Here is a 25,781-nt window from a genome sequence, read left to right as displayed (position 1 = left end):
TGGGAAACCGTTCAAGGGAATCGACTCCAGCGCCACGGTAGCTGCCGGCGCAGCGCGTTCAGCTGTTGGAGCAGCGCCTTGGGTGAAATGTTCTGCCTCCCATAGCGCTGCGCTTCGAAAGTCTGCAGGAAGGCACCGATGGCGTCCGCCTGCCCAGGCAACGCCTCGGCTGCGCGTTTAGCGAAAGCACGCGGGCCTTCGCCTGCAAGGCGCCGTACGCCGTGCCTGGCCAGCAACTGCTCGAAGCGTTGGAAGATACGTAACGAGTGATCACGCTCGATTCGCCAGGGCTTGAATAGCCACAGCGACAACAAGCCCAGCAGCACGCCACCGCCGCCGACCAATGCCAGAATCAGCTTGCCGGCGTCGACCTGGCCGAACCAGCGCTGCAAGAGCTCGAACTGCTGCGCCCCCTGATAACCGAGCACCCAGCGCTGCCATCCATAGTTGAGGTCGTCCCAGGCCAGGCGCAGCTCGTTCAGCCAGGTCAGGTTGCGATAACGCAACGGCGAAAACGGCGAGTCGGCGAGAAAGCTCTGTTCGCCGGCGAGGGCTTGTTCCAGGCCTTGCTCGATCCGCTCGGGCGCGACCTGGAAGGTTGGGTCCACGCTCGTCCAGCCCTGTTCCGGCGTCCAGTATTCGACCCAGGCGTGTGCGTCGAACTGACGAACCTGCACGTAGCTGCCATTGCTGCTCGGTTCGCCGCCCTGGTAACCGGCCACCACGCGGCTGGGGATGCCTGCCGCACGTAGCACGAAGGTCATCGCGCCCGCATAGTGCGCGCAAAAGCCACTGCGGGTATCGAACAGGAATTCATCGATGGAATCAGCACCAAGCGGGGTCGGCGTCAGGGTGTAGACGTAGGGTTGGCGATTGAAGTGAGCGAGCAGCGCCGCGACCAGCTCTCCATCCTGCGGGTATTGGCGACGCAACTCTTGGGCCCAGTCGCGACTGCGGGCATCACCTTCACGGGGTAGGCGCAACAGGGCCTGCCGCCTGCTCGACGACAGTTGCGGTTCCCGTAGTGCCTGCGGCCAGGAGGCGACGTCGTAGAGCAACGCACGATCCACCGGGCGGTTGCGCTGCAGTCGGAAATCCCCCATCTGCCGGGTGCCTTGCAGCTCGGTCCGGGCCACGTCGAGGGCGAACAGCCAGGGCCTGGTGGTCGGCTGCATCACCACGCTGTAACGCAGCGCCTCACCACGGGGTTGCCATTGTGGCGCTGGCGAGAACTGCTCACCCGACGATTGCGACCAGCGCCGGCCATCGAACTGGTCGAGCGTCAGCGCGCGCCAGTACAGCTCGCTGCGCGCCGGCACCCGGCCCTCGAAACTGGCGCGAAAGGCCAGTTCGCCGGAGCGCGTCAGCTCGGCGATATCACCGGGCGCCATGCTGTCGGCCAACCCGGTGACCGAACCGCGCTCGTTGGGCACCGGTAACGACCACAGCGGCCCCAGCCGCGGAAAGAACAGGAACAGCAACAGCATCAGCGGCAATGCCTGCAGCAGCAGGCTGGCCGACAGGCGCAGCGTGCGCCAGGGCCGGGTTGCCGTGCCGCTTTGCTGCAAACCGATCAGCGCGGCCAGCAGGGCGCAGACCGGCAGCAGGCTGAACAGCGCAACGAGGATGCTGTCATCGAACAGGTACGCGGTCACCACCACGAAGAAGCCGAGAAAGATCACCACCAATGCGTCGCGGCGGGTACGCATCTCCAGCAATTTGAGGGTGAACGCCGCCACCAGCAGCACCACCCCGCCATCCAGCCCGACCAGCGTGCCGCGAGACAGAAACACTCCAGCCGCCGCCAGGACGATCAAGCCGATACGCACGACCAAGCTAGGATAGCCGGCGCGCATGCGAAAAATCTGGATGCGCCATGCCGCGCAGCCCAGCCACAGGCCGATCACCCACATCGGTAGGTGAAATGCATGGGGCAGAATGACCAGTGCCTGGGCCACCAACAGCCAGGTCAGGCTGATACGCGGGATGCCGGCGACGCTGCTCATGGGCGGCCTCCATACAACGCCAGCGCTCGCAGGCACTGCTCGCGGTGCCGTTCACCGATGGCGACCGGCAGTGACTCGCTCGGCAGCTGCAAGGCGAACGGCTGTTGGCGTTCGCAGAGCACCAGCACCCAATGGCAGAGCAGCGATAACCGGCTTTCCAGGTCGCCGCTGAGCGCGTCGAAATCCAGTAGCAGGTCACGGCCCGTCTGGGCGGCAAAATCCTTGACCAGCAACCCCTGGCCACGCGAATAGGCCTTCCAGTGCAAGCGCCGGCGCGAATCCCCCGGCTGATAGGTGCGCAGCCCCTGAAAGTCATCGCTGCCCTGCCCCTGGCTGACCAAGCCTTCCTGCTCGTCGTCCACGCTGCCGCCGGGCGCCAGCGGCAGCTCGCCTTCCAGTGGCCGCGGATACACCAGCACCGACTGGTCCAGATCCACATGGCTCCAGGCGACCAGCAGGCCCAAGGGGAAACGGCTCTCCACCCGCAAGCGCCCAGGCTGCAACCAGCCACGGCGCAAGGTTTGCAGGCTCAGTTCGCACTCGACCGAACCTTGCGGCGGCACGTCCTGCTGCTGCAGGTCGGCGGGCGGCCAACCTAGGGCGACGGCCTCGTGGGCGCGGCTGCGGCTTTCCAGGCGCACCCGCAGGCGCGCCGCTTCGCCGGCGAATACCGCGCCCGCACCACCGGCGTGCAGCACCAACCCGGCCAAGTTGCGGTAGGTATGCAAAATGGCCACCACGAACACCGAGCCAAGCAGGAAGGTCAGCCCATAGGCCAGGCTGCTCTGGTAATTGATGGCGGCCAGCAACATGACCAACAAGGCGAACAGAAACGCCACACCCACCCGGGTCGGCAGGATGAAGATCCGCCGCTGGTTGAGTTGCACGCTGGCGGCCGCCGGTATGCGCCGGGCCAGCCAGCGATCCCAGCGCTGCCTGAGGGTGCTCGTCAAAGCGCAGGCACTTCGCGCAGCAGCCACTGCACCAGGGCACCACCGCCATGCCCGGCCGGATCCGCCTGATCACGCAGGCGGTGCCCCGCCACGGCCGGCAGTACCGCCTGGACGTCCTCGGGAATCACGTAATCGCGCTCGGCCAACAGCGCCCAGGCGCGCGCCGCGGCGAGCAGTGCCAGGCTGCCACGGGGCGACAGGCCCCAGGCGAACTGCGGCTGGGTACGCGTGGCCTCGACCAGGCGCAGTACATAGTCGACCAGTGCATCGCTGACGCGCACCTTGGGCACCTCGGCCTGCAGCTTCGCCAACTCGGCGTGATCGAGTACCGCATCCAGGGTTGGCAACACCGAGCGACGGGGCTCGCCCAGCAACAGCGCCTTCTCGGCGGCGCGAGCCGGGTAGCCCAGCGACAGGCGCATGAGAAAGCGATCGAGCTGAGACTCCGGCAGCGCGAAGGTACCACTCTGGCTGATCGGGTTCTGGGTGGCGATGACGAAGAACGGATCAGGCAGCGGACGGGTAGCGCCTTCGATGGTCACCTGCCCCTCCTCCATGGCTTCGAGCAGCGCGCTCTGGCTTTTCGGCGTGGCGCGGTTGATTTCGTCCGCCAGTACCAGCTCGGCGAACACCGGGCCGGGGTGGAACAGGAACTGCCCGCTGTCCTTGTCGAATACCGAGGTGCCGAGAATGTCACCCGGCAGCAGGTCGGAGGTGAACTGGATACGCTGGAAGCTCAGCCCCAGCACCTTCGCCAGGGCGTGACTGAGGGTGGTCTTGCCCATGCCGGGCAGATCCTCGATCAGCAGGTGACCGCGGGCCAGCAGGCAGGTCAGCGCCAGGCGCACCTGCGCCTCCTTGCCGAGCAGCACCTGGTTGATGGAATCCAGGCAGGCGTCCAGTTTCGTGTGCATCGTCCACTCCTCATGCAAGTGGCTCGATGCTACTGACCTGACGGCAGCGGGCAAAGCGTTACGTAATGTTTGCTGACGAAACTGTGCGCCAGGCCCATGCTTCGCCGCGCAAGCATGGAAGCCTTGGCGCAGAGCGGCCTAGAGACGAAAGTGCGCCGCCATGCCCTGCAATTCACGACCCAGGGCTGCCAGTTGCTGGCTGGAGCCGGCGTTTTCGTCCATCGCCGCGGCGGACTGCTCACCGAGGTCGCGAATCGACGTGACGCTGCGGTTGATGTCCTCGGCCACCGCGGTCTGCTGCTCGGCGGCGGCGGCGATCTGCTGGTTCATGCCGTGGATCACTGCAACGGCTTCGGCGATACCCGCCAAGGCCTGCTGAGTGTGCCGGGCGTCGTGCACCACCTGCTCGACCAGTTCATCGCTCTGGCGCATATCGGCCACGGACCGGGTAGCGCCAGCGCGCAGCGTACCGAGCAGCCCCTCGATTTCCTCGGTGGACTGCTGGGTGCGCCGGGCCAGCGCACGCACCTCATCGGCCACCACTGCGAACCCACGCCCCTGTTCCCCCGCCCGCGCCGCTTCGATGGCCGCGTTGAGCGCCAGCAGGTTGGTCTGTTGCGCCACGCTCTTGATCACTTCCAGCACCGCATCGATATTGCGGGTGTCCTGGCTGAGCTGTTCGATGCCTTGCCGAGTGACCGCCATGGCCGCGACCAGTTGCTCGATACGCTGCAGGGTTTCACGCACCACGTCGCTGCCCGCACCCACCCGCGAATCGGCCTGGGCGGTAGAAGCAGCAGCCTGCTCGGCGTTCTGTGCCACCTCATGGACTGTCGCCGCCATCTGGGTGATCGCCGTGGCCACCAGGTCGGTTTCCTCCTTCTGGCCACTGACGCCCTGACGCGCCTGCTCGGTGACCGAAGACAGCGTCTGCGCTGAAGTTGAAAGCTGCGCAACGCCGTCCTGCAGGCGCCCGACCATGGTGCGCAGGTCCCGCGACATGCCTTGCATGGCACCCAGCAGCTGGCCGATTTCATCGCTACGCTGCACCTCGATCTCGCCGCTCAGGTCTCCGGCGGCAATGCGCTGCGCCACCGCAGTCACCTGCTTGAGCGGCCGCACGATCGCCCGGGTGATGATCAGTGTCGCCAGCAGCCCGACCAGCAAGGCTGCAGCGGCGGCGACCAGAATCAGCAGCGCGCTGGTGCGCACCAGGGTATGTACGGCGCCCTTCTGCTGGGCGTAGGTCTGGCTGACCAGTTCGACCACCTTGTCTGCCCGCTCGGCCAGCTTGGCATGCTCCTGCTGTTGCTGTTGCAGCAGGCTGGTGTACTCCTGCAGCCGCTGGTTGAAGGAATCGATGTTACCCACCACCTCGGCGAGCACCGAGCGGTACCCCGGGTCACCCAGGGCATCGCGTAGCTGCGCGGCCTGGGCCTGGGCATCGAGTGCTTCCTGGATGCTGGTGCTTGGCACTTCACCGCTGGCACGACTGTTTTCCAGGAGCACCCGCGCCTGTTCCAGCGCCTGCAAGAGCAGAATATGCACCTTGCCGATCTGGCCTGCCTGGGTGACGGACTCGCCGCCTTCATTGCCCTGGCTTTCCTTGAGGGCATAGACGCCATCCTCGGCCAGCCCGTCCTTGAGCAGGTCGAGGCTGTTGGCGGCGCCGACCACCAGCCATTTCGCGGCGTCCAGCGACAGACGCATGTTGTCGCTCTGCTCCACGTAGCGATCGAAGACCTGCACGTACTCAGCGATATCCCCATCGACCTGCTGCAAGGCGTCGCGCTCGTCGCCGGCGACCTGATCGCGTAATTGCTGCACCTGTTCGCGCAGGGCCTGGGCCTGCTCGTGCAGGCGCTGCGTCTGCGCGGCATCGCCACTGATGATGAAGGCCTGCTCGGTTCGGCGCATCTGCGCGACCTTGTCGTTGATGTCGCTGAAGCGCTCGAGCAGGGAAAACCTGGCGCCCACGTCACGCAGGGCGAAAAAGCCGGTCGCCGCCACCACCAGGGTAAGCACCAGCACCACCCCGAATCCCAGGGACAACTTGACCGCCGTTGCCAGGCTGGCCAGTGCGCGAAGAGAAACCATTGCCGACCCTCTCGTGCTGGGCGAAAGCCCTCCAGACGGCAACAGTGAGGCACCAGACTGATGGCGACAAGCCAGCAATGAGGCGCCCGGTGCTTTTAGCTAACGCGGAGTCGTTTTCAGGATATGCCGGTCGTCATTGAACGGCCGGGACGGTGCCGGATCCGCTACCAGAATGCCGACCTGCTGGTCGATCGCGAAGCCCTGGCGCGGGCCAGTATCCGGGGCGACCAGCGCTTTGCGCGTTCGCGTATCGAGCTCTACTGGTAGATCACAGCGGGCGCTGCAGGTCGAAGGTGTCCTGGGTGCGGCTGTAGGCGGTACCGCCAAGACGCCCCACCAGATCGAGGCGCTGCGGGTCGATGCGCCCCTTTTCATTAAGCACCTCGTCACTGATATGCGCCAACAGCACTTCGGCGAAGATCAGATGATGATTGGGCTGTTTATCCGGATAGCCCACGATCTGCGCGACCCGGCACTCGAACGCCACGGCGGCGCCCTTGACCCGCGGCGGCGCCACGCGGCTACTGGCGATCGAGTCGATACCGCAATGGACGAATTCGCTAGTGCTGCGCGGCAGGATCGCCGCGCTGGCATTCATGGCCTCGGTTTGTGCGAACGACACCAGATGGATGACCAACTCGCCGGTTTCCTGGGCATTGCGCAGGGTGTCTTTCAATGCGCCGTCGTCCCGGGTGCCGACGTTGACCATCAGCGTCGCCGGGTCATCGCTGATCACCTGAAAGAAGCTGAAGGGCGCCAGGTTGGTGACGCCCTCCTTCGAAATACTCGACACCCAGGCGATGGGCCTGGGCGTTACGCTCGATGCGAGCCAGCGGTAACGGTCCAGCGGGGTCAGGTCAGCGAAATCGAGCAGCATTGCGATCTCCGGCAATCAGGTTGCCGCAAGCTTACTCCAGTGCACGACTCAACGGCCCGCTCGGGACTCACGAATGTAGAAACGCGCCTTCTCGGACTTGTTGGTGCAGCCGCGGTAGGCCTCGAACTGCTGCTGGGTTTTCGCCGCCGTCATCAGCGAGGCGGCCTTGGAATAGCTGACCGTACCGGCGAAACCTTCGGCCTTGGCCAGGTCGAGTTCCTGCCAGGCCGCATCGAGTTGGGTCGCGCAACTGTCACGGTAGGAAGTGGTCGCTGAGCAGCCCGCCAACAGCGCAATCGGTAAGAGAATCCAGGCTTTCATGTCGCATACTCCAGAGGTTGGCCGGCAATCAGGTTGCCGGTGTTGTGTATGACGATCGGCTAGTGAAAAAGTGCCACTATCAACCTGCGGCTCGGCGCAAAATGCGCTGCAACCTTAGCCGCAGATCAGGGAGAGCTGAATGAGCAAGAAAGTGGCTTTGGTGCTGGGCTCGGGCGGGGCGCGTGGCTATGCGCACATTGGCGTGATCGAAGAACTGGAAGCGCGTGGCTACGAGATCGGCTGCATCGCCGGGTGCTCCATGGGCGCGGTGGTCGGCGGCATCTATGCGGCCGGCAAACTCAAGGAGTACAGCGACTGGACCCAGAGCCTGGATTACCTCGACGTGCTGCGCCTGCTGGATGTCAGCTTTCGCCTGGGTGCCATACGCGGGGAGAAGGTCTTCGGGCGGATTCGCGAGATCGTTGGCGAAATCAACATCGAGTCGCTGAACATCCCCTTCACGGCGGTGGCCACCGATCTCACCAACCAGCAGGAAATCTGGTTCCAGGAAGGTTGCCTGCATCAGGCCATGCGCGCCTCGGCAGCGATCCCCAGCCTGTTCACGCCGGTGATTCAGGGCAAACGCATGCTGGTGGACGGCGGCCTGCTCAATCCACTGCCCATCGTGCCGGTGGTATCGAGCCACTGCGACCTGATCATCGCCGTCAACCTCAACTCCGCCCATCAGCAGCATTATCAATTGCCCGTTGTCGAGCGCCCGGCAGCGATCAAGGGGCGTTTCGATCAGTTGATGGCCTCCCTGGGCTCGCGCCTGCCCTCGCTGCGGCGCAAGGGTGGCGAGGACGATCCCTTGCTGCTTCTCGAAGGCGGCTCGTCGCCAAAGGCACTCGAGCAGGCCGACCTGTGGCTGCAGGAACCGTTGAGCCCCCATGGCCAGCAACCGGCCGCCGCGCCACAGGACGACAGTGCGCCCAAGTCGGCCAGCGGCTCGCGAGTCGCCCATATGGCCGGGCCGGCATCGCTGCTGGAGTTGATCAACCAGAGTTTCGAGGTCATGCAGACGTCGCTGTCGCAATACAAGATCGCCGGCTACCCGCCGGACATCCTGATCAACGTGCCCAAGCGCGTATGCCGCTTCTTCGAGTTCTACAAGGCGCCGGAGTTGATCATGCTAGGCCGGCAGATCGCCCGCGACACGCTGGACAGATACGAGCGCGGCGACCGCTGAGTCGCCGCTCCGGTCACAACGGTGGCCGACGCTCCTCACGTGGCGGCAGGCCAGCCGGCGCCTTGTGCGCGACCCAATCGCTGAGCAGGCTGTAGGCCACGGCCAGCAGGGTCGGCCCCAGGAACAGGCCCATGAAACCGAAGGCCAGGATGCCGCCGAACACCCCGAGCAGCACCACGACCAACGGCAGGTTACCGCCGCGGCTGATGAGGTACGGCTTGAGGATGTTGTCCACGCCGCTGATGATGAAAAAGCCCCACACGCCGAGGAAGATCGCCATGCCGATCTCGCCCTGCCAGATCAGCCAGCCTACGGCCGGGCCCCATACCAGCGGCGGCACCATGATCAGGCTGCAGGCGAAGGTCAGCAGGCCCAGCAGCAAGGCGCCCGGAATGCCGGCGATCATGAAGCCGATGTAGGCCAGCAAGGCCTGCGCCACGGCCGTGCCGATTACCCCGTTGACCACCCGCTGCACGGTGCCGGCGACCAGTTCGAGATAATGCTGGGCGCGGTCGCCGATCAGTCGCTCGAGCAGGCTTTCGACGAAAGCGGCCAGGCGCGGGCCATCGCGATAGAAGAAGAACACCAGGATCAGGCTCAGGGCGAGTTCGAGAATGCCGCCGCCGACCTTGGCGCTGCGCACCAGCAGGAAATTACCGACCTGACCGAGATAAGGCTGCACCGTGGCGAACAGCGCCGAGCCTTGCTGATCGAGGGTTTCCCAGATGCTCACCAGACGTTCGCCCACCAGAGGCACCGAGGCCAGCCAGGCTGGCGGTGGCGGCAGACCATCGACCTGAACGTCCTTGAGCATCGCCGTGGCATCGCGAATGTGGTCGGCGAGGTTGAAGCCCAGCATCACCAGCGGCACCGCCACCAATACGATCCACACGCCGGTCAGCAAACCGGCGGCCACCGACTGGCGGCCCTTCAGCACGCGGGTCAGCCAGCGCATGACCGGCCAGCTGGCAAAAGACAGCACGGCAGCCCAGAACAGCGCGGACCAGAATGGCGCGAGCACCCACAGGCTCGCACCCAGCAACCCCAGTAGCAGAATCTGCACCAGCAAGCGGTCGTTATTCGGCATTTTTCAAAACATCCAGAAAACCAGACTCAAGCCCGTGGCACGGGCGCGCTCAACGTAGCACGTCGATGCGCAAACCGTCGCCACTGCTCTCGCCAATTTCCAGACGCGCGGCCCTGACGCGCTCTTCGATCAGCGCCTCACGCCAGGCCTCGGCATTGGCGCCGGACAGGCTGACGCGCAGGGTGCTGTCCAGGTTCAGGCTGCGTGCCAGCAGCTCCGTCCACTCCGGCTTGGGCTCGTCCTGCCGCGGCAAGCGCAGCTCGCCGGTGCTCTTGAGCTGTCGTGACAGCGTGGCCGGGGTTGGCAGCACTTTCGCCAGCGGCTGATCGGCCGCCAACAGCTCGGCGTGCAAGTAGGCGCGGCGGTTACCGCGGGTGATGCTGTACAGCGCCACGAGGCTGTTCTCGTTGGGCTCCGCCAGGCGCAGCAAGGCGTAGGCCTGCTGGTCGTCGGAGCCGTACAACGTCGAATTGCCAAACACCCAGTTGGCCCACAGGCTGCTGGAGCCGCATTCCCGGCCCTGGCACCAGTAGAGCAACTGGGCGTCCTTTTCCTGCAGGGCCTCGCGCGCCTGGGTGAACACTTCGGTGGCGCTGTGGGTACGCGGCAACTCGTAGGTGACCGCGGTCAGGGCGCCCTGAACAAGTACTTCGCGCTCGTAACGCAGGCGCCCGCTGATACGGCGCACGGTTCCCTGGGGATACACGCGCTCCTGGTCGGCCTCTTCCTTGAAGGTGACGATTTCACTGCCTGCGAAGCGCGGCAACACATCGAGATCACGGCTACCGGCCACGTCGGCGCTGGCGAAGGGGCTGACCACCAGCAGTGCAAGCAGGTAACTCAGACGCATGCCGCCCCGCTTATCGCGCAAGCGAGAAGAATCGAGGGGCAGACTGGGGTGTGTAGCGCATCCGGCGCTAGGGTGTACAGGTCGGTCATGCAGTTCTCCATGGCAGTACCCGACACCTTTCCCCAGTTGTAACGGGGCGTCAAGGCGCACTCAGGAATGCTTTGAAACAGTCTGCTACGAGTTGCGCGCCCTGCTCGTCGTCCAGATGCAGATGGTGCCCGCCAGGCAGGCGATGGACAGTGATCGCCGTCTGCGCCAGCAACTCGGTCAAGTGCTCGCGAGGCGCCAGCAAGCCCTGTTCGGCCAGGACCAACTGCATCGGGCAACGCAGCGCCATGACGAAGGCTTGCACATGGGCCATGGTCAGGCGCATGGGCGTTGTCAGGGTCAGGCGGCTGTCGGTGCGCCAGGTCAGGCCTTCCGCCACTGGCATCAGCCCACGCTGCGCCAGTAGGCAAGCCGCCTCGAAGCTGACGTGGCCGACACCGCGCTGACGTACCTGGGCGGCGCGTTCGAGGCTCGGGTACACCGGCTTGCGCTTGCCCGAAAGTGCCAGGCGCCCACGCAGCGCCTCGGCCAACGTGGCGACCGCCCCATCGGCCTCGATGGTCGGCGGCACCAGCCCATCGATCAACGCCAGGCGCTGCACGCGCTTGGGAAAGGTCGCCGCCAGCAATACCGAAACGATCGCGCCCATGGAATGCCCGAGCAGGCTGAAGCGCGGCCAGGCGAGCTGCTCGGCGACCAGCAGCACATCGTGCACGTAGTCCCACAGGGCATAGCCAGCGCCCGCCGGGCGATGCGCCGAATGGCCATGGCCGGCGAAATCCACCGCGACGATGCGCAGGCCCTGAAGCTTCGGCGCCAGGCGGGCGAAGGTTGCCGCGTTGTCCAGCCAGCCATGCAGGGCGATCACCGGCGCACCGTTGGCCGGGCCGTACACTTGAGCGGCCAGTTCGATATGCGGCAGGCGCAGACTGATTTCTTCGGGTTCGCGACTCACTGCACGCCCTCGACGGGTTTCTGCCAGCGCGTGAACAGCCGGCGGATCAACTGCGCGGTGGCGTCCGGGTGTTCAAGCGGAAACATATGCCCGCCCGGCAGCGTCAGGAACTCACCCCGCGGTGCGCGCCGTGCCATGCGCCCATGATGAGCCAGCACCACGCGGCTTTCGGCGCCCTTCACCAACGCCAGCGGCACTTGCAGCTGTTGCGGCCGCCCTGGGCTGGTGTGCGGCACGCTGCGGTAGATGTTGATTTCAGTCGCCGCTTCGAAGCTAAGGCGCAGGCCGTCTTCGTGAGGGAGCAGACCGTGCTCGACATAGGCATCCAGGCACTCCGGATCGAAGCGGCTGAACAGCGCGCGCTCGGCAAAATAACGCCGCGCCTGCTGACCATCGATAAAAGCCTCGCGCCGCCCCAGAGTGCGCCCCGCTGGCGTGAGGCGGTCGATCAGGCCCAGGCGCTTGGCCGCCTGAATCACCAGTTGATCGAGGCGACTGAGCACCGGCGAGTCGAGCATCACCAGACCACGATAGAGATCGGGCCGACGCAACGCCGCGTGGTAATGCAGCACCCCGCCCAGCGAGTGACCTACGCCCCACACCGGTTCGGCGCACTGCTCGAGATGATGGAGCAACTCGTCGACCAGATTGCTCCAGTTGTCGTTCACCGGAAAGCGCGGGTCATGGGCGTGCTGGGCCAGGTGCTGCACCTGGTACTCCGGCGCCAGCGCCGCGAACAGCTTGCGGTAGGTGGCCGAGGGAAACCCGTTGGCGTGAGCGAAGAAGATCAGCTGGTGCATGGCAGTCGCGCTGGTGGCAGGCAGTGCATGGATTGTCAGGCAGCCCCCGGCAGGCGGCAACGCCCGTAACGGTCAGGAGAGACGACGCTCCGGCCATCTACGCGGCACGATGGACATCTTTTCTAACGCTGCGGCGCCTGGCTGCCGTGCGGCACGATGGCCATGGTCAGCCGGGAAATGCAGCTGGGCTTGCCATCATCGCCACTCAGACGGATATCCCAGACATGAGTGGTACGGCCCAGGTGCACCGCTCTGGCCACCGCAGTGACACGCCCGCTGCGCAACCCGCGCAGGTGATTGGCATTGACCTCCAGGCCCACGCAGAAGAACTTCTGCGTGTCGATGCACTGGTAGCTGGCCGTGGAGCCCAGGCTTTCCGCCAGCACCACCGAGGCACCGCCATGCAGCAAGCCGTAGGGTTGGTGGGTGCGGGAATCGACGACCATGCTGGCCGTCAGGGACTCGTCATCGAAGGCTTCGAAGCGGATGTCCAGCAGCTCGCCAATGGTGTTGCGCTGGCCAGCGTTCAGTTCATCGAGGTTGGGTGTCTGGCGCCAGATGCTCATGGTCGATCCTTGTTGTTTTCCGACTCGGCTCGCTCAGCGCACATCGGGGTGCGCCAGCAGTTGCAGGGACATCAGACCGGCGATCAGGTCGTCGCCTTCGAGCAGTGCCAGACTGGCCGTGTGCATGGCCAGCGGCTGCTGGCGATGACCATGTACCAGGAGCCCGCCCAGGGCGCCGATGAAGGGCTGGTGAGAAACCAGCAGGATTTCTTCGCCAGCCAGGTGCTGCAGCCTGCTCAGGCTGTCGCGCGGATCGCTGTCGGGGGTCAGCCAGGCAACGGTCTGCAGCGCGCGCTCCACTGCCAGAGTGCCGCACACCAATGCAGCCGTCTGCTGCGCACGTACGTATGGGCTGGCATAAATGCTGAGCGAGCGACCACGCAGGTGCTCGATCGACTGGCGAACCTCGTCGCGCCCATGGGCCGTGAGTTCACGCGCCGCATCGGTACGCGCCTCGGCCTCGGCCTGCCCGTGGCGCAGCAACCACAGCCTCATGCTGGCTGGCTCATAGTTTTGGCTCCTCATCCCTCACTGGGTGAGGTGCGGGCGGCACGCTATGCGCCGCCTCGCCTTGTGGCGGCCGCGGCGCCGGCCAGTCAGCGAACGGCCAGGGTTTGCTCTCGCTATTGAACGTGCCGAAGCGACCGATCTGCGCCAGGTACTGGCTGAGGCTGTCGCCAAAACTCAGCAGGCCGCCATTCGGTGCGCCATAGAAAACGCGATAGATGAGTTGCAGCAGCACGACGCCGGCCAGCAACAATTCCGCCAGTTGCCAGACGAACAGGAACAGCAGCATCCAGACGATGCGCAAGCCGATGGGCTCGCCCTTGGTGTGGTCATTCATGGTCATTGTCCTCAGAAGCCGGTAGCTGGAATGAAGTCGACATCGGTCTTGGGTTCGGCGCGCATCAGCGCCTCGATCACCTGATCCAGGGTGCGCCCTTCGAAAAGGATCGCATGCAGCCCCGCCACCAGCGGCATGTAAACCTGCAGCTCTTCGGCCTTGGCCTTGAGCACCTTGATGGTGTTTACGCCCTCGGCCACTTCGCCCAGGCGCTCGACGGCCTCCTGCAGGCTCAAACCCTCACCCAAGGCGAAACCGACCTGATAATTGCGGCTTTTCGGCGAGGAGCAGGTGACGATCAGATCGCCGACCCCCGCCAGGCCCAGAAACGTCATGGGGTTGGCGCCCAGATGCACGGCGAAGCGGGTCATTTCCGCCAGTGCCCGGGTGATCAGCATGCTCTTGGTGTTCTCACCCATGCCCAGCGCCGCCGCCATGCCGGCGATGATGGCGTAGACGTTCTTCAGCGCGCCACCCAGCTCGACGCCGAAGCGATCGGCGCTGGCGTAAACCCTGAACGTGCGCCCGTGCAGCACTTCCTGCACGGCGCGGCAGAGTGCTTCGTCTTCGCTGGCCACCACGGTGGCCGTCAGCGTGTGCGCGGCGATTTCCTTGGCCAGGTTCGGCCCCGACAGTACGCCGATACGCGCCTGAGGGGCGACCTCCTCGATGATCTCGCTCATCAGCTTGAACGTCTGCGCTTCGATGCCTTTGGTGGTGCTGACCAATTGCTTGCCGGTCAACAACGCCGACACCGGCTGCAGAACCTGCCGCAACGCACTGGATGGCAGCGCCACGAACGCCAGCTCGCACGCCTCGAGCGCTGCCGGCAGATCGGTGGTCGGCTCAACGCCGTCGAGTACTTTCACGCCTTTGAGGTAGCGAGGGTTTTCCCGCTGAGTGCGGATGGCTTCGGCCTGCACGGGGTCGCGCATCCAGTGCAGAACGCGATGCCCATTCTGTGCCAGCAGGTTCGCGATGGCGGTGCCGAAGCTGCCGCCACCCAGTACCGCGATAGGTTGCTGTTGAGTCATGACCAGTCCGTTTTGAATGCTGTGCAAGTGGCGGGCATTATACGGTTAGCAGGTTATACGACCAGTCTTGTGGCGTCGCGGCGCATTGCCGGGCATCCGAAGAGGGTCGCAATTTGGCGAAGCATGGCTGGCATTGCGACGTGGCTCGGTTAACATGCCCGCTCTGCGCGAACAGGGCCGTTGCGTGACTTTCATTATTATTCTTTATCGATATGTGCTGCTGGCGGCATCGCTCACCTGTGCCGGCCGGGCCCCATGCTGCCTAGTGGATCCGCTGCCCCGATGACCGACCACCGCCCGCACGCCAGTGCGCGCTGCCGCGCCTGGCTTAGGCGCGCCTTGGTCGTGCTCTGCTTACTCACCCCCGCGGCTCAGGCGGCGGACCTGCTGCTGAGCACGGCAGGCGATACCACCACCCTGCAGCAGTTCGGCAGCGCGCTGGCAGCGACACGCCCCGCTGACCGCGTTCGCATCGTGCCGCTGAACGAAATGCCACCGCTCGAGCAGATGCCCGGTAATACGCGCCTGATCCTGTTCGGCCAGGCAGCACTGGCCTGGCGCCTCGAATCGTCGAATGGCCCACCGACATTGGTACTGCAAGTCAACAAGACCCAGGCCCACGAAACCCTCGGGGGGCGTCAGCCTGCGAACCTCAGCGTGCTCTGGCAAGATCCGGCTCCCCACCGCCAGTTGCGCCTGCTCAAGCATCTGCTGCCAAGTGCCAAGCGCGTAGGCGTGCTGCATGACCCGCACAGCGAATTCCTGATCCCGGAGCTGCGACAGGCTGCCAGCGAGTTGGGCCTGCAAATCGTGGCCCAGGCCTGGCCGGACACCCGTGACAACAACCCGGTGATCCGCTTGCTCGGTGCCAGCGACGTGCTGCTCGCCGTCGCCGACGACGACCTCTACAACCCGTTGACCGCCAAGACCCTGCTGCTGACCAGCTACGGCCAGCAGCACGCGCTGATCGGTCCCAGCGCAGGCTTCGTGCGCGCCGGCAGCCTGGCCAGCACCTACGGCGACCAGAACGACTGGCTCGTCACCCTCGACCGCGTGCTCGACCAGGCGCCAGCACAGTGGCCGGCAGGGATCTACTCGAACACGTTCAAGGTGCTCGGCAACCCGCAAGTGGCACGCACGCTGGGCATCACGCTACCCAGCGATGCAGAACTCGCCCGGCATCTATCGCAAGGAGACACGCCATGAAATCGTGGCGAGGCTGGAACATCCACGTCCGTACCCAGCTCATCAGCGTCGGCCCAGCCCTGCTGCTGACCTTGCTGTTGACCGGTTTCCTGACCTTCAATCGCCTGCAGGATCTGCGTGCGGAGATCAACCATACCGGCCAGCTGATAGCCGGCCAGTTGGCACCGGCCACCGAGTACGGCGTCATTTCCGGCAATCGGCGCGTACTGGAGTCCCTGCTCCTGGCCACATTGAAAACGCCCCACGTGCGCTTCATCGAAGTGCGCGACCGTGACGAGAACATCCTGGCCTACCTGGAACAGCCCGACCAACCGCACGTCGGTAACGGCCACCTGGACATTTTCCAGGCCCCCATCCAGCAACAGCAGATCGATCTCGATACGGATTTCGGCGAAACGCGGCCACGGGCGGCCGAGCCCCCTGACGGCGGTTATCTGGGTCGGGTGGTCGTCGGCATGTCCAGCGATGCCTTCAACTCCAGGCAGCAGGAAATTCTTCTCAAGGTCGCGGCGCTGGTGATGTTCGCCCTGCTGCTGACCTTCCTGCTGGCGCGGCGTCTGGCCAGCCGGCTATCCAGACCACTGAGCCAGATGAGCGATGCCGTCACCGCCATTCAGGCCGGTAACTATCAAGCCACGCTTCCCGAGGTCGGCGGCGGCGAACTGGCGACGCTGGCCCGGCACATCAACAACCTGGCCAACGGGCTGAACAATGCCGCTCAGGAACAGCAACAGGCCATGACCCTGCTGATCAAGGCACGCGAGGAGTCCGACCTGGCCAACCGCGCCAAGTCAGACTTCCTGGCCATGATGAGTCATGAACTGCGCACCCCCATGAATGGCGTGCTCGGCATGCTACAACTGCTCGACACCACCGAAATGAGCGAGGAGCAGCACGAATACGCCGCCTTGGCCATGGAGTCCACCGAGCACCTGCTGAAAGTGATCAACGACATCCTGGACTTCTCGCGCATCGAACGTGGCGCCCTGGAGCTGGAGCTGATCAGCTTCAACCTGCCGGCGCTGCTCAAAGCCGCCCTGCAGGCCTTCCAGCACAGCGCCCAGCAACGCGGCCTGCAACTGCGCCTGCAGCTGGACGACGGCCTGCAGGCGCCACAGGTTCAGGGCGACCCGACCCGCCTGCGGCAGATTCTGGTCAACCTGATCGGCAACGCCCTGAAGTTCACCGAACGCGGCGAAGTACGCATCGAAGCCCACTGGCAAGCTCTGGACAATCAGGTACTGTGGTTTACCTGCAAGGTGCACGACACGGGGATCGGTATCAGCGCCGAGCGCCTGGAAACCATGTTCGATGCCTTCCAGCAGGCCGACAATTCCATTTCCCGCCGCTACGGCGGCACCGGACTGGGTCTGCCCATTGCCCGCACCCTGGCCGAATGCATGGGCGGCACGCTCAAGGCGCAGAGCGAACCGGGCCGCGGTTCCTGTTTCACCCTGGAGATTCCCCTGCCCTTTTCCGCCCAACAACCGCAACTGCCCGCCCATAACGCCGCCAGCGCGCCCGCTGCGCAGGCCAGCCGCTCGGTGTTGCTGGTGGAAGACAACGCGGTGAATCAAACCGTGATCGAAGCCATGCTGCGCAGCCTTGGCTACCAGGTCGAACTGGTGGGCGATGGTGCCCAGGCCCTCACGGCCGTAAGGGAACGGCAATTCGCCGCCGTCCTGATGGATTGCCGCCTGCCGGTCATGGACGGTTATGAAGCCACCCGGCGTATCCGCGATCTCGGCCCGTCAGGCCGCCTACCGATCATCGCGCTGACCGCCAACGCACTGCAGGGCGACCGCGAGGCCTGCCTGCAAGCCGGAATGAACGATTACCTCGCCAAGCCGTTCAAACGCATGGAATTGCAGGACGTGCTCAATCGCTGGCTGCCGGCTGACGGTACCGCGCACTGACGCCGGTCGCGTCGCAGCCGTGCGAAATCGCGCCTCACACCGGCGTGCAACACTCGCAACCTCTAGTCAGATGGGCGAAAATACTGCACGCTTGTTGGTTGAAGTGGGCATCAAAGGGGCATCTGTGACACCATTGCCGCCTGCAGAGTACAACTGTACTCACCACACTGTGACTTTCACCACAACGCAACAGTCTATGACTAGGCTGCTGGCAGTCGCATCACTCATGCGCAGCCGGCCAGGACGATTTACCCAGCCGAGGCGCGTGGGGATTATTGAGGAGCTCGCATGACCAAACAAAACGCCTTCACCCAGGAAGATCTGTTGCGCTGCAGCCGCGGCGAACTGTTCGGCCCGGGTAATGCGCAACTGCCCGCCCCCAACATGTTGATGATCGACCGGATCGTCCACATCAGCGAAACGGGCGGCAAGTACGGCAAAGGCGAAATTGTCGCAGAGCTCGATATCAATCCTGATCTGTGGTTCTTCGGCTGCCACTTCGAAGGCGACCCGGTGATGCCAGGCTGCCTGGGCCTCGACGCCATGTGGCAGCTGGTCGGCTTCTTCCTCGGCTGGCAGGGCAACCCTGGCCGTGGTCGCGCCCTGGGTTCGGGCGAAGTGAAATTCTTCGGCCAGGTTCTGCCTACCGCCAAGAAGGTCACCTACAACATCCATATCAAACGTACCATCACCCGTTCGCTGATCCTGGCGATCGCCGATGGCACCGTGAGTGTCGACGGCCGCGAGATCTACAGTGCCGAAAGCCTGCGCGTCGGCCTGTTCACTTCCACCGACAGTTTCTAAAGGATCCTTTCCATGCGTCGCGTCGTTATTACCGGTCTAGGCATCGTTTCCTGCCTGGGCAATGACAAAGAAACCGTCTCCGCCAACCTTCGCGCTGGCCGCCCCGGTATCCGCTTCAATCCGGAATACGCCGAGAAGGGTCTGCGCAGCCACGTATCGGGCTCTGTCGACCTGAACCTGGAAGAGTTGATCGACCGCAAGCTGTTCCGCTTCATGGGTGATGCCGCTGCCTATGCCTACCTGGCGATGGAGCAGGCAATCAAGGACTCGGGCCTTAGCGAAGAGCAGGTATCGAACCCGCGTACCGGCCTGATCGCCGGCTCCGGTGGCGCCTCCACGCTGAATCAGATGGAAGCCATCGACACCCTGCGCGAGAAAGGCGTCAAGCGTGTTGGCCCGTACCGCGTTACCCGCACCATGGGCAGCACCGTTTCGGCTTGCCTGGCTACCCCGTTCAAGATCAAGGGCGTCAACTTCTCGATCTCCTCGGCGTGCGCCACCAGTGCCCACTGCATCGGCCAGGCCATGGAGCAGATCCAGCTCGGCAAGCAGGACGTGGTCTTCGCCGGTGGTGGTGAAGAGGAGCACTGGAGCCAGAGCTGCCTGTTCGATGCCATGGGCGCCCTCTCCACCCAGTACAACGACACGCCGGAAAAAGCGTCTCGTGCCTACGATGCCAACCGTGACGGTTTCGTCATCGCCGGCGGCGGTGGCATGGTCGTGGTCGAGGAACTGGAGCACGCACTGGCTCGCGGCGCCAAGATCTACGCTGAAATCGTCGGCTACGGCGCGACTTCCGATGGCTACGACATGGTCGCTCCGAGCGGCGAAGGCGCGGTGCGCTGCATGCAGCAGGCGCTGGCCACCGTTGATGCCCCGATCGACTACCTCAACACCCACGGCACCTCGACTCCGGTCGGCGACGTCGCGGAAATCAAAGGTATTCGTGAAGTGTTCGCCGGCAACGCCCCGGCCATCAGCTCCACCAAGAGCCTGTCGGGCCACAGCCTGGGTGCCGCTGGCGTGCATGAGGCGATCTACTGCCTGCTGATGATGGAAGGCAACTTCATCACCGCTTCGGCCAACATCGAAGAGCTGGACCCGGCGGTTGCTGACCTGCCGATCCTGCGCGAGACCCGCGAAAACGCCAAGCTGGACACCATCATGTCCAACAGCTTCGGCTTCGGTGGCACCAACGCCACCCTGGTACTCAAACGCTGGGCTGGCAACTGATCGGTTGCCTGACACGAAAAACGGCGCCCTCGGGCGCCGTTTTTTATGCCTGAGTTTCTGCCAATCATCCCATCGCTGCAGCTCAGCGGACTTCGAAACGCTGCTCCGCCAGCTTGCGGTCGCCCTGGAACAGCAGGAAGTGCCACTCCCCCGGTACCACCTCATGGTTCTCGGAAAACTCGAAGGCCATGACGTCCCGGGACGCATCGGGCACCAGCTTCTGCGTCACCACGAACTTGTCATGGCGCCGGCCGTCAGCGCCAACCACGCCGGGCGTGAGGTACAGCAAAGTCAGAGGCTCGCCATCGACCGTCTTGCCGGTCAGGGTATAACGCATCCCGAACTTGGTTCCCAGTTTGGCAGGCACCACGGTCGTCTGCTCGATTTGCTGATTGGCCTGGGTCAGCACACGCTCACCCGGCTGAAAGTCCCTGTGCTGGCTGATGAAAACGCCGGCCTCGACAGGCCCTTGCACCCGCACCTCGGCTTGAGTCAAGCCAGCGGCGAGCAGCAGCACCGTCATCGTCGCGAATCGAAAATGTTGCATCTCACGCTCCTCCATTGGAATGGCGCGAGGCTATGACGCAGCGATGACAACCTGATGACATTCAGCGTGATGCGGGCAGCGCCTCCTGCACCTTGCGCGGCAGGATGGACAGGAAGTTGTCTCGGGCGACCTTGTGGGCGACATCCTCGGGCAGCGCATCGAGGAAGCGGTCGAAGCCGTGCATGTACTCGCCCATGCTGTCGAAGCGGCCCACCACGTCGGAGCCGATCATGAAGCGATCGGGGTAGCGCTCGACCAGCTCTACCCATTTGGGGTCGGGGTTGCCGCTTTCATCGGTCAGGTAAGGCCTGAGCATGGTCCAGGACAGGTCGATATACAGGTTGGGATAGCTTTCCAGCATGCGCGCCAGGGTGTCGAAGAGAAACTCCAGCTTCTCCTGGTGGCGGTGAATCTCCATGCTGGTACCGGCATGGGCCCAGATGAAGCGAACATGCGGGTGGTTGCGCAGCGGCTCCTCGATCTCCTGCAGGTACAGCGGGTTGCGCTCGCGCTTGGAGGTGATGTTGGAGTGCATCATTACTGGCAGGTCGTATTCGGCAGCCAGGTGATAGACGCGCGTCATGGCCTCGTTGTTGGCCCGCGGCGTGCTGCCCTCGATCAGCGAAGTGAGATCGTCATGGCGGGTGAACACCTCGCCGATGCCCTGCCACAGCCCGGGATCGAGCTCCAGCATGCGACGGATGTGGGAATCGGAGTTCTTGTCGTTGGGGTTGAAGCCGGACAGAAACGGATGAAAGCGGTGGCGCTGCGCTTCGGGCACCTGTTTGTAGGCGTGAGCGATCAGCACGTCGGTGGCGCTGTACCAATAGGCGGCTGCGTCGTCACCAGCGTAATAGCGTGGGCGCTTGGGTTCATCTTCGTGCCATTTCTTGGCAACCGGGATGCCCGAGAACATCACGTGATCGACCTTGGACTCGTCCATGCGCTTGAGCAACATGTCCATGCCGGCGCTTTCCTGGAAGAAATCCACGTAATGCAAATGGGCGTCGGTGTATCGATACTCACGCGCGTCAACAACACTCGCCAGCAGGCCTGCCGACAATAAAAAACCCAGACGAATCAGGCGCATGCAGACGTTCCTCGGTCATTGAGCAGCATAGACTGCACGCGCTTCGCGCAAGTTCAGGCTATCGACCTCCGCTATCGTGCCATTGGCGAGACCAATTGTTTCATTACCGACACATCCAAACCGCCTGGTCTCGGGTATAACCGTTGTCACCTTCAGGACGCAGCCCAGCACAGGATGACGGCATGTCTGACCCGATGTTCGATTACGACAGTATTCTGGAAGCCTGCGCGCACCATGACGAGCGCGCATTCCAGGCGCTGTATCGCCAGGAGTCGGCACAGATGCTCGGGCTGGCCATCAGCCTGCTGGGCCAGCGCGACGCGGCGCAAGATTGCCTGCACGATGCCTTCGTGCAGATCTGGCGCAATGCCGGGCGCTTTCAGCGCTCCCTGGGCAGCGGGCGGGCGTGGATCTACAGCATTCTGCGTTACCGCGCCCTGAATCAGTTGCGCCAGCGCGGCCGCACCGTAACGCTTGGCGACGACATCGCCGATCACCTGATCGACGAAAGCCCGTCGGCCGCTCAGCAGCACGAACAGCAGTCGGACAGGCGTCACCTGCGCGCCTGCCTGCAGAAGCTCGAGCGCCCGCGGCGCCATCCGGTTCTGCTGGCGTTCTACCGCGGGCTGACTCACGAACAGATCGCCGAGCGGCTGACCACGCCATTGGGCACCATCAAAGGGCGCATTCGTAGCGGGTTGCGCGCACTGCAGGAGTGTTTGCAACGATGATCAGCACTGACCCCGCAGAACGCCGAGCGCTTATCGGTGAATACGTTCTTGGTCTGCTCGAGCAAGAGCAGGCCCACGAAGTTGCCGAGTTGATCGAACGCGACCCGCAGGCAGCCGCCATGGCCCTGGAATGGGAGCAGCATTTTCTCGAGCTCAGTGACCGGCTGCCCCCAAGTGCGCCCTCGCCCGGCCTCTGGTCGCGCATCCAGCAGACTCTGGAGCTGGGGCCGCGGCCCAGCGTCTGGCGCCACTGGTGGTCGAACCTCTCCACCTGGCGCCTGACCAGCGCAGCCTTGGCGCTCGCCCTGATCATCGCCCTGCTGCCAGTGCCGTGGCCGGCCGATACGCCCTCGGCGAGCTATACCGCTGTGTTGCAGCCGCCCGGTGAGGCGGCTGCGCCAGGCTGGGTGGTGCACATCGATGCCAGCGGTACGCTGCTGCTGGAGCCGTTGCATGAAGATCAGATCGCGGCGAATCGCTCGGTGCAATTCTGGACGCTGGTCGATCCGAAGGACGGCCCGCGCTCACTGGGTCTCGTCGAGCCGGGCGAACCGCTGACCCTGTCCGCCGAGCAGATCGGTGCGGTACAGGCTGGCCAGTTGTTCGAGCTGACCCTCGAACCGTCCGGTGGCTCGCCCTCGAACAGGCCCACCGGGGAGGTGCTGTATATCGGCCGCGCAGTCACCACGGCAATGAACTGAGCCGGCAGATGCAACCAGATGTTTCAATCGACATCTGCCGAGCGACCTCCTGGGTATGACTATCAGGTGCTCTACCACGGTGCCTGGATGCCAGCGCGAAGAAACCTTCGCGCCTTACCCATAGAGAGGACGCTCATGAACATTTCCAAGAAAGTGCTCGGTATCGCCATCACTGCTGCCGCCCTGGGCTGCGCCACCGCCAACGCCGACGACCTGCTGGCCCTGAGTGCGGACGGCAAACTGCTGCACCTCGATACCAAGACCCTCGCCGTCGCTTCCGATGTGAAGCTCAGCGGTGTCTCCAGCTTGCGCGGCATCGATGTACGCCCGGCCAATGGCTCGATCTACGGCCTGGATGACGCCGGCCAGCTCTACACCATCGATGCCAAGAGTGGCGCGGCCACCAAGGCCGCCAAGCTCAGCCAGGCGCTGCCGGGCAACGGCCAGGCCGTGGTCGACTTCAACCCGGTCGCTGACCGCCTGCGCTTGCTGGCAGCCGATGGCACCAGCCTGCGCGTCAATGTCGAGAGCGGTGAAGTAGTGGTGGACGGCAAGGTCGCCTACGCGAAGGACGGCCCGTACGCAGGCAAGACGCCCAAGGTATTAGCCGGTGCGTACACCAACGCCTACAAGGGTACCGAGAAGACGGCGCTGTACACCGTCGACCTGGCGACCGGCAACCTGATGCTGCAGAACCCGCCAAATGACGGCATCCAGCAGGTGGTTGGCAAGATCGCCGACGACCTGAAGAGCGCCGCGCTGGACATCAAGAGCGATGGCAAGGGCGGCAATACCGCCTATCTGCTGACCGGCACCACGTTGCATCAGATCAACCTGGAAACGGGCAAGGCCACAGCCCTGGGTGAGATCAAGAACCTGCCCCACGACATCATCGACATCGCCGTTCTACCAGCCAAGTAAGACGATAAAGGGGGAAGGCCACACGGCCTTCCCCCTTTATTTTCGCGTTTTTCGCGTTACTCGAACACTTCGTCGAGCAGATTATCCATGGCCTTGAATGCCCGAGCCGCCACCAGTGGATGGTACTGATTGCTGCCTGGGGTGTTGGCCAGGGGATCGGTGAACGAATGCACGGCCCCGCCGTAGCTGACCAATTGCCAATCCACCTTGGCGGCCTTCATTTCCTTCATGAACCCGTCGACCTGCGCCGGCGGCACTGCCGGGTCATCCGCCCCATGCAGCACCAGCACCGGTGCCTTGATGTTGTTGGCATCAGCGGGATTGGGCGTATCCAGGTTACCGTGGAAAGACACGAAGGCTTTGAGTGGCGCACCCGAGCGGGCCAGTTCGAGGACGGTGCCGCCGCCGAAGCAGAAGCCGATCGCGCCGAGCCTGGCGGTATCCAGAGCGACCTGGCTGGTTTGCGCCTTGAGTACATCGACTGCCGCCTGGGCACGCTTGCGCATCAACGCACGGTCGCTGCGCACGGTCGTCGCCGCCTGCTTTGCCTCGTCGGCGTTGCTGGGGCGAATGCTCTTGCCGTACATGTCGGCCACGAACACCACGTACTTGTCGCCGGCGGCCCGGGCGGCCTTTTCGGCGGACGCGTCAGTGACGCCCAACCAGTTCGGCACCATCAGAAGGCCCGGACGCGGGTCGCTGACCGCATCGTCGTAAACGAGCTTACCTTCGAATGGCTGGCCATCGATCTCGTAGGGGACGTTCTTGACCACCACCCCCGCCTCGGCCAATCCGGCCAAGCCCAGCAACGCTGCCGACAACAGTGATTTCCTCATCGCGTGATTCCTTCTGTCTGTACCCAGTGATGGCAGCCAATGCTGCGCCCGAGCACAAGGAAGCACATTTGCGGCGCCGGGGAAACCCGAACGCCGCGAGCGAACACTGGATCAGGCGGCAGCGAACAAGCCGTCGATCTGCGCATGGGCACTGCGCAGTGCATTGGCTTTCGGCTCCTCGCCGTATGCCAGGCCTTCTGCCCGCACCACTTCGATATCGGTGATGCCCAGGAAGCGCAGCACCAGAATCAGGTAGTCCTCATGGGCCTGGCCACTGGCCTGGCCGGCATGAATGCCACCGGCAGTCGAGGCGATGACCACTTTCTTGCCACCGGCCAGACCTTGCGGGCCATTCTCAGTGTAAGAGAAGGTCTTGCCAGCGACCGCAATACGGTCGATCCAGGCCTTGAGTTGAGTCGGCACGGTGAAGTTGTACATCGGCGCGCCAATCACGATGGCGTCGGCTGCCAGAAATTCTTCCAGGGTCGCTTCGGCCAGGGCCACTTCGTGAGCCTGGGCGGCGTCGCGCAGCTCGGCCGGGGTGCCACCAGCCACAAAGCTGGCCGCAGAGAGGTGGCTCAGCGCATCGCTGGCCAGGTCACGGTAGGTAACCTGAACATCGGCCTGGCTGTTCTTCCAGGCTTCGGTGACCGCTGCGCTGAGCTGGCGGGAGGCGGAGGCATCGCCAAGAATGCTGGAATCGAGGTGCAGAAGTTTCATGAAGCGCTCCTTGAAAGAGGTCGGTGACTGTTCGATGGGTTAATCCTATCAATGGAGCCAATCACTGATTAGCCCGTAAAAATGCGATGATGCGTTCCACCAGTAGAACAACCCGTGTTTTTTACAGGCCTGGAGCTTTCATGCAGGATCTCAACGTTTCCCTAGACGAACCACTTACCCCCACCAAATTGATCAAATAGTCATACCTGTTTCATGCTCTTGTCCCTTCCCAACAACGAGGCTCACCATCAATTGATATCTAAACTCTGGGTAAACAAAGGTAGCTTGAGGACATCTAAACAGAGGCAGCTACCGCCATGAGATGGATCAGGAACAAGCTTTAGAACCGGAATGCTCAGCGAGAGATCGCCGTCGAGACCATATGGAACCACCACGGCCGAACAGGACATTGCGCTGCAAACGAAGCCTGATGCGTCCACCAAGCTCTTCCCCCGTTCGCCACCAACAGCCGCTGGCATGCGCACACGTTCGCGACAACGCTTGCAAACGGCGTGATTAGGCTGGAGATGGCCCT

Annotated in this window: 27 protein-coding genes; 9 read left to right on the top strand and 18 right to left on the bottom strand. The window is 63.9% G+C overall.

The features are described 5' to 3' along the window. Window positions 1–11 precede the first annotated feature (11 nt). The 4 genes from BVH01_RS09220 to BVH01_RS09205 form a co-directional block, all read right to left on the bottom strand. Window positions 12–2,006, bottom strand: a complete 1,995-nt coding sequence (locus tag BVH01_RS09220) for a DUF3488 and transglutaminase-like domain-containing protein (protein WP_075930046.1) — start codon at window positions 2,004–2,006, stop codon at window positions 12–14. Then, complete coding sequence (locus BVH01_RS09215; RefSeq protein WP_075930045.1) at window positions 2,003–2,959, bottom strand: DUF58 domain-containing protein; 957 nt, start codon at window positions 2,957–2,959, stop codon at window positions 2,003–2,005. The genes BVH01_RS09220 and BVH01_RS09215 overlap by 4 nt, the downstream gene beginning before the upstream one ends. Beyond that, window positions 2,956–3,873: a MoxR family ATPase gene (locus BVH01_RS09210; RefSeq protein ID WP_075930044.1), complete on the bottom strand. Its 918-nt coding sequence runs from the start codon at window positions 3,871–3,873 to the stop codon at window positions 2,956–2,958. The genes BVH01_RS09215 and BVH01_RS09210 overlap by 4 nt, the downstream gene beginning before the upstream one ends. A 138-nt stretch (window positions 3,874–4,011) precedes the next feature. Beyond that, window positions 4,012–5,970: a methyl-accepting chemotaxis protein gene (locus BVH01_RS09205; protein WP_075930043.1), complete on the bottom strand. Its 1,959-nt coding sequence runs from the start codon at window positions 5,968–5,970 to the stop codon at window positions 4,012–4,014. A gap of 123 nt (window positions 5,971–6,093) precedes the next feature. Here BVH01_RS09205 and BVH01_RS24630 point away from each other — a divergent pair, with 123 nt between their 5' ends. After that, on the top strand, window positions 6,094–6,237 hold the full coding sequence (locus tag BVH01_RS24630; protein WP_168177271.1) for a hypothetical protein: 144 nt from the start codon (window positions 6,094–6,096) through the stop codon (window positions 6,235–6,237). A 1-nt stretch (window position 6,238) separates the two neighbouring features. Here the strand turns inward: BVH01_RS24630 and BVH01_RS09200 are convergent, their stop codons facing one another. Both BVH01_RS09200 and BVH01_RS09195 read right to left on the bottom strand, forming a co-directional pair. Continuing rightward, window positions 6,239–6,847 carry a flavin reductase family protein gene (locus BVH01_RS09200; protein ID WP_075930042.1) on the bottom strand — a complete coding sequence of 203 codons (609 nt, stop codon included), beginning with the start codon at window positions 6,845–6,847 and terminating at the stop codon, window positions 6,239–6,241. A 48-nt stretch (window positions 6,848–6,895) separates the two neighbouring features. Next, window positions 6,896–7,168: a hypothetical protein gene (locus tag BVH01_RS09195; RefSeq protein ID WP_013791667.1), complete on the bottom strand. Its 273-nt coding sequence runs from the start codon at window positions 7,166–7,168 to the stop codon at window positions 6,896–6,898. 139 nt (window positions 7,169–7,307) lie between these two features. On the opposite strand from BVH01_RS09195, the gene BVH01_RS09190 reads away from it, so the two are divergent. Next, on the top strand, window positions 7,308–8,357 hold the full coding sequence (locus BVH01_RS09190; RefSeq protein ID WP_075930041.1) for a patatin-like phospholipase family protein: 1,050 nt from the start codon (window positions 7,308–7,310) through the stop codon (window positions 8,355–8,357). A gap of 13 nt (window positions 8,358–8,370) precedes the next feature. On the opposite strand, the gene BVH01_RS09185 is transcribed toward BVH01_RS09190, so the two are convergent. The 8 genes from BVH01_RS09185 to BVH01_RS09150 form a co-directional block, all read right to left on the bottom strand. Next, window positions 8,371–9,444, bottom strand: a complete 1,074-nt coding sequence (locus tag BVH01_RS09185; protein WP_075930040.1) for an AI-2E family transporter — start codon at window positions 9,442–9,444, stop codon at window positions 8,371–8,373. A 49-nt stretch (window positions 9,445–9,493) separates the two neighbouring features. After that, window positions 9,494–10,294, bottom strand: a complete 801-nt coding sequence (locus BVH01_RS09180; RefSeq protein ID WP_075930039.1) for a DUF4892 domain-containing protein — start codon at window positions 10,292–10,294, stop codon at window positions 9,494–9,496. A gap of 139 nt (window positions 10,295–10,433) precedes the next feature. Next, a complete protein-coding gene (locus tag BVH01_RS09175) occupies window positions 10,434–11,297 on the bottom strand; it encodes an alpha/beta fold hydrolase (protein WP_075930038.1) in 864 nt (287 codons plus the stop codon). After that, complete coding sequence (locus BVH01_RS09170) at window positions 11,294–12,097, bottom strand: alpha/beta fold hydrolase (protein ID WP_075930037.1); 804 nt, start codon at window positions 12,095–12,097, stop codon at window positions 11,294–11,296. The genes BVH01_RS09175 and BVH01_RS09170 overlap by 4 nt, the downstream gene beginning before the upstream one ends. 122 nt (window positions 12,098–12,219) lie before the next feature. Then, complete coding sequence (locus tag BVH01_RS09165; RefSeq protein ID WP_075930036.1) at window positions 12,220–12,663, bottom strand: hotdog fold thioesterase; 444 nt, start codon at window positions 12,661–12,663, stop codon at window positions 12,220–12,222. 33 nt (window positions 12,664–12,696) lie between these two features. Next, window positions 12,697–13,158, bottom strand: a complete 462-nt coding sequence (gene sixA, locus BVH01_RS09160) for a phosphohistidine phosphatase SixA (RefSeq protein ID WP_075930035.1) — start codon at window positions 13,156–13,158, stop codon at window positions 12,697–12,699. Between the two features lie 10 nt (window positions 13,159–13,168). Beyond that, window positions 13,169–13,507 (bottom strand): DUF4389 domain-containing protein, encoded by a 339-nt coding sequence (locus BVH01_RS09155; RefSeq protein ID WP_075930034.1) that lies wholly within the window; start codon window positions 13,505–13,507, stop codon window positions 13,169–13,171. A gap of 11 nt (window positions 13,508–13,518) precedes the next feature. Then, the gene (locus BVH01_RS09150; RefSeq protein ID WP_075930033.1) at window positions 13,519–14,541 is read right to left on the bottom strand and encodes an NAD(P)H-dependent glycerol-3-phosphate dehydrogenase; all 1,023 of its coding nucleotides are present in this window, start codon (window positions 14,539–14,541) and stop codon (window positions 13,519–13,521) included. A 282-nt stretch (window positions 14,542–14,823) separates the two neighbouring features. Between BVH01_RS09150 and BVH01_RS09145 the strand changes: the two genes are divergently transcribed. The 4 genes from BVH01_RS09145 (at window position 14,824) to fabB (ending at window position 19,700) form a co-directional block, all read left to right on the top strand. Continuing rightward, entirely contained in the window at window positions 14,824–15,747 is a 924-nt protein-coding gene (locus BVH01_RS09145; protein WP_075930032.1) for an ABC transporter substrate-binding protein, read from the top strand. Next, window positions 15,744–17,663 (top strand): ATP-binding protein, encoded by a 1,920-nt coding sequence (locus BVH01_RS09140; protein WP_075930031.1) that lies wholly within the window; start codon window positions 15,744–15,746, stop codon window positions 17,661–17,663. Before BVH01_RS09145 ends, BVH01_RS09140 begins: the two co-directional genes overlap by 4 nt. Window positions 17,664–17,951: 288 nt before the next feature. After that, entirely contained in the window at window positions 17,952–18,467 is a 516-nt protein-coding gene (gene fabA, locus BVH01_RS09135; RefSeq protein ID WP_013791679.1) for a 3-hydroxyacyl-[acyl-carrier-protein] dehydratase FabA, read from the top strand. A 12-nt stretch (window positions 18,468–18,479) separates the two neighbouring features. Beyond that, on the top strand, window positions 18,480–19,700 hold the full coding sequence (gene fabB / locus BVH01_RS09130; protein WP_075930030.1) for a beta-ketoacyl-ACP synthase I: 1,221 nt from the start codon (window positions 18,480–18,482) through the stop codon (window positions 19,698–19,700). Window positions 19,701–19,782: 82 nt separating this feature from the next. Here fabB and BVH01_RS09125 read toward each other — a convergent pair whose 3' ends face one another. Both BVH01_RS09125 and BVH01_RS09120 read right to left on the bottom strand, forming a co-directional pair. Next, window positions 19,783–20,247 (bottom strand): DUF3859 domain-containing protein, encoded by a 465-nt coding sequence (locus BVH01_RS09125; RefSeq protein WP_075930029.1) that lies wholly within the window; start codon window positions 20,245–20,247, stop codon window positions 19,783–19,785. A 61-nt stretch (window positions 20,248–20,308) separates the two neighbouring features. Further along, a complete protein-coding gene (locus tag BVH01_RS09120; protein WP_139315519.1) occupies window positions 20,309–21,337 on the bottom strand; it encodes an amidohydrolase family protein in 1,029 nt (342 codons plus the stop codon). A gap of 182 nt (window positions 21,338–21,519) precedes the next feature. On the opposite strand from BVH01_RS09120, the gene BVH01_RS09115 reads away from it, so the two are divergent. The 3 genes from BVH01_RS09115 to BVH01_RS09105 all read left to right on the top strand — a co-directional run bounded on the left by BVH01_RS09115 (window position 21,520) and on the right by BVH01_RS09105 (window position 23,690). After that, window positions 21,520–22,068, top strand: a complete 549-nt coding sequence (locus BVH01_RS09115; protein WP_075930028.1) for a sigma-70 family RNA polymerase sigma factor — start codon at window positions 21,520–21,522, stop codon at window positions 22,066–22,068. Beyond that, window positions 22,065–22,769 carry an anti-sigma factor domain-containing protein gene (locus tag BVH01_RS09110; protein WP_075930027.1) on the top strand — a complete coding sequence of 235 codons (705 nt, stop codon included), beginning with the start codon at window positions 22,065–22,067 and terminating at the stop codon, window positions 22,767–22,769. Before BVH01_RS09115 ends, BVH01_RS09110 begins: the two co-directional genes overlap by 4 nt. 135 nt (window positions 22,770–22,904) lie before the next feature. Then, window positions 22,905–23,690, top strand: a complete 786-nt coding sequence (locus BVH01_RS09105) for a DUF4394 domain-containing protein (RefSeq protein ID WP_075930026.1) — start codon at window positions 22,905–22,907, stop codon at window positions 23,688–23,690. A 56-nt stretch (window positions 23,691–23,746) separates the two neighbouring features. On the opposite strand, the gene BVH01_RS09100 is transcribed toward BVH01_RS09105, so the two are convergent. Continuing rightward, window positions 23,747–24,526, bottom strand: a complete 780-nt coding sequence (locus tag BVH01_RS09100; protein WP_074888632.1) for a dienelactone hydrolase family protein — start codon at window positions 24,524–24,526, stop codon at window positions 23,747–23,749. Window positions 24,527–24,637: 111 nt separating this feature from the next. Continuing rightward, window positions 24,638–25,246: an FMN-dependent NADH-azoreductase gene (locus tag BVH01_RS09095; RefSeq protein ID WP_075930025.1), complete on the bottom strand. Its 609-nt coding sequence runs from the start codon at window positions 25,244–25,246 to the stop codon at window positions 24,638–24,640. Between the last annotated feature and the right edge of the window lie 535 nt (window positions 25,247–25,781).

This window comes from Pseudomonas sp. PA1(2017) (genome assembly GCF_001945375.1).
Lineage (GTDB): Bacteria > Pseudomonadota > Gammaproteobacteria > Pseudomonadales > Pseudomonadaceae > Aquipseudomonas.
This window is presented reverse-complemented; position numbering and strand designations above follow the sequence as displayed.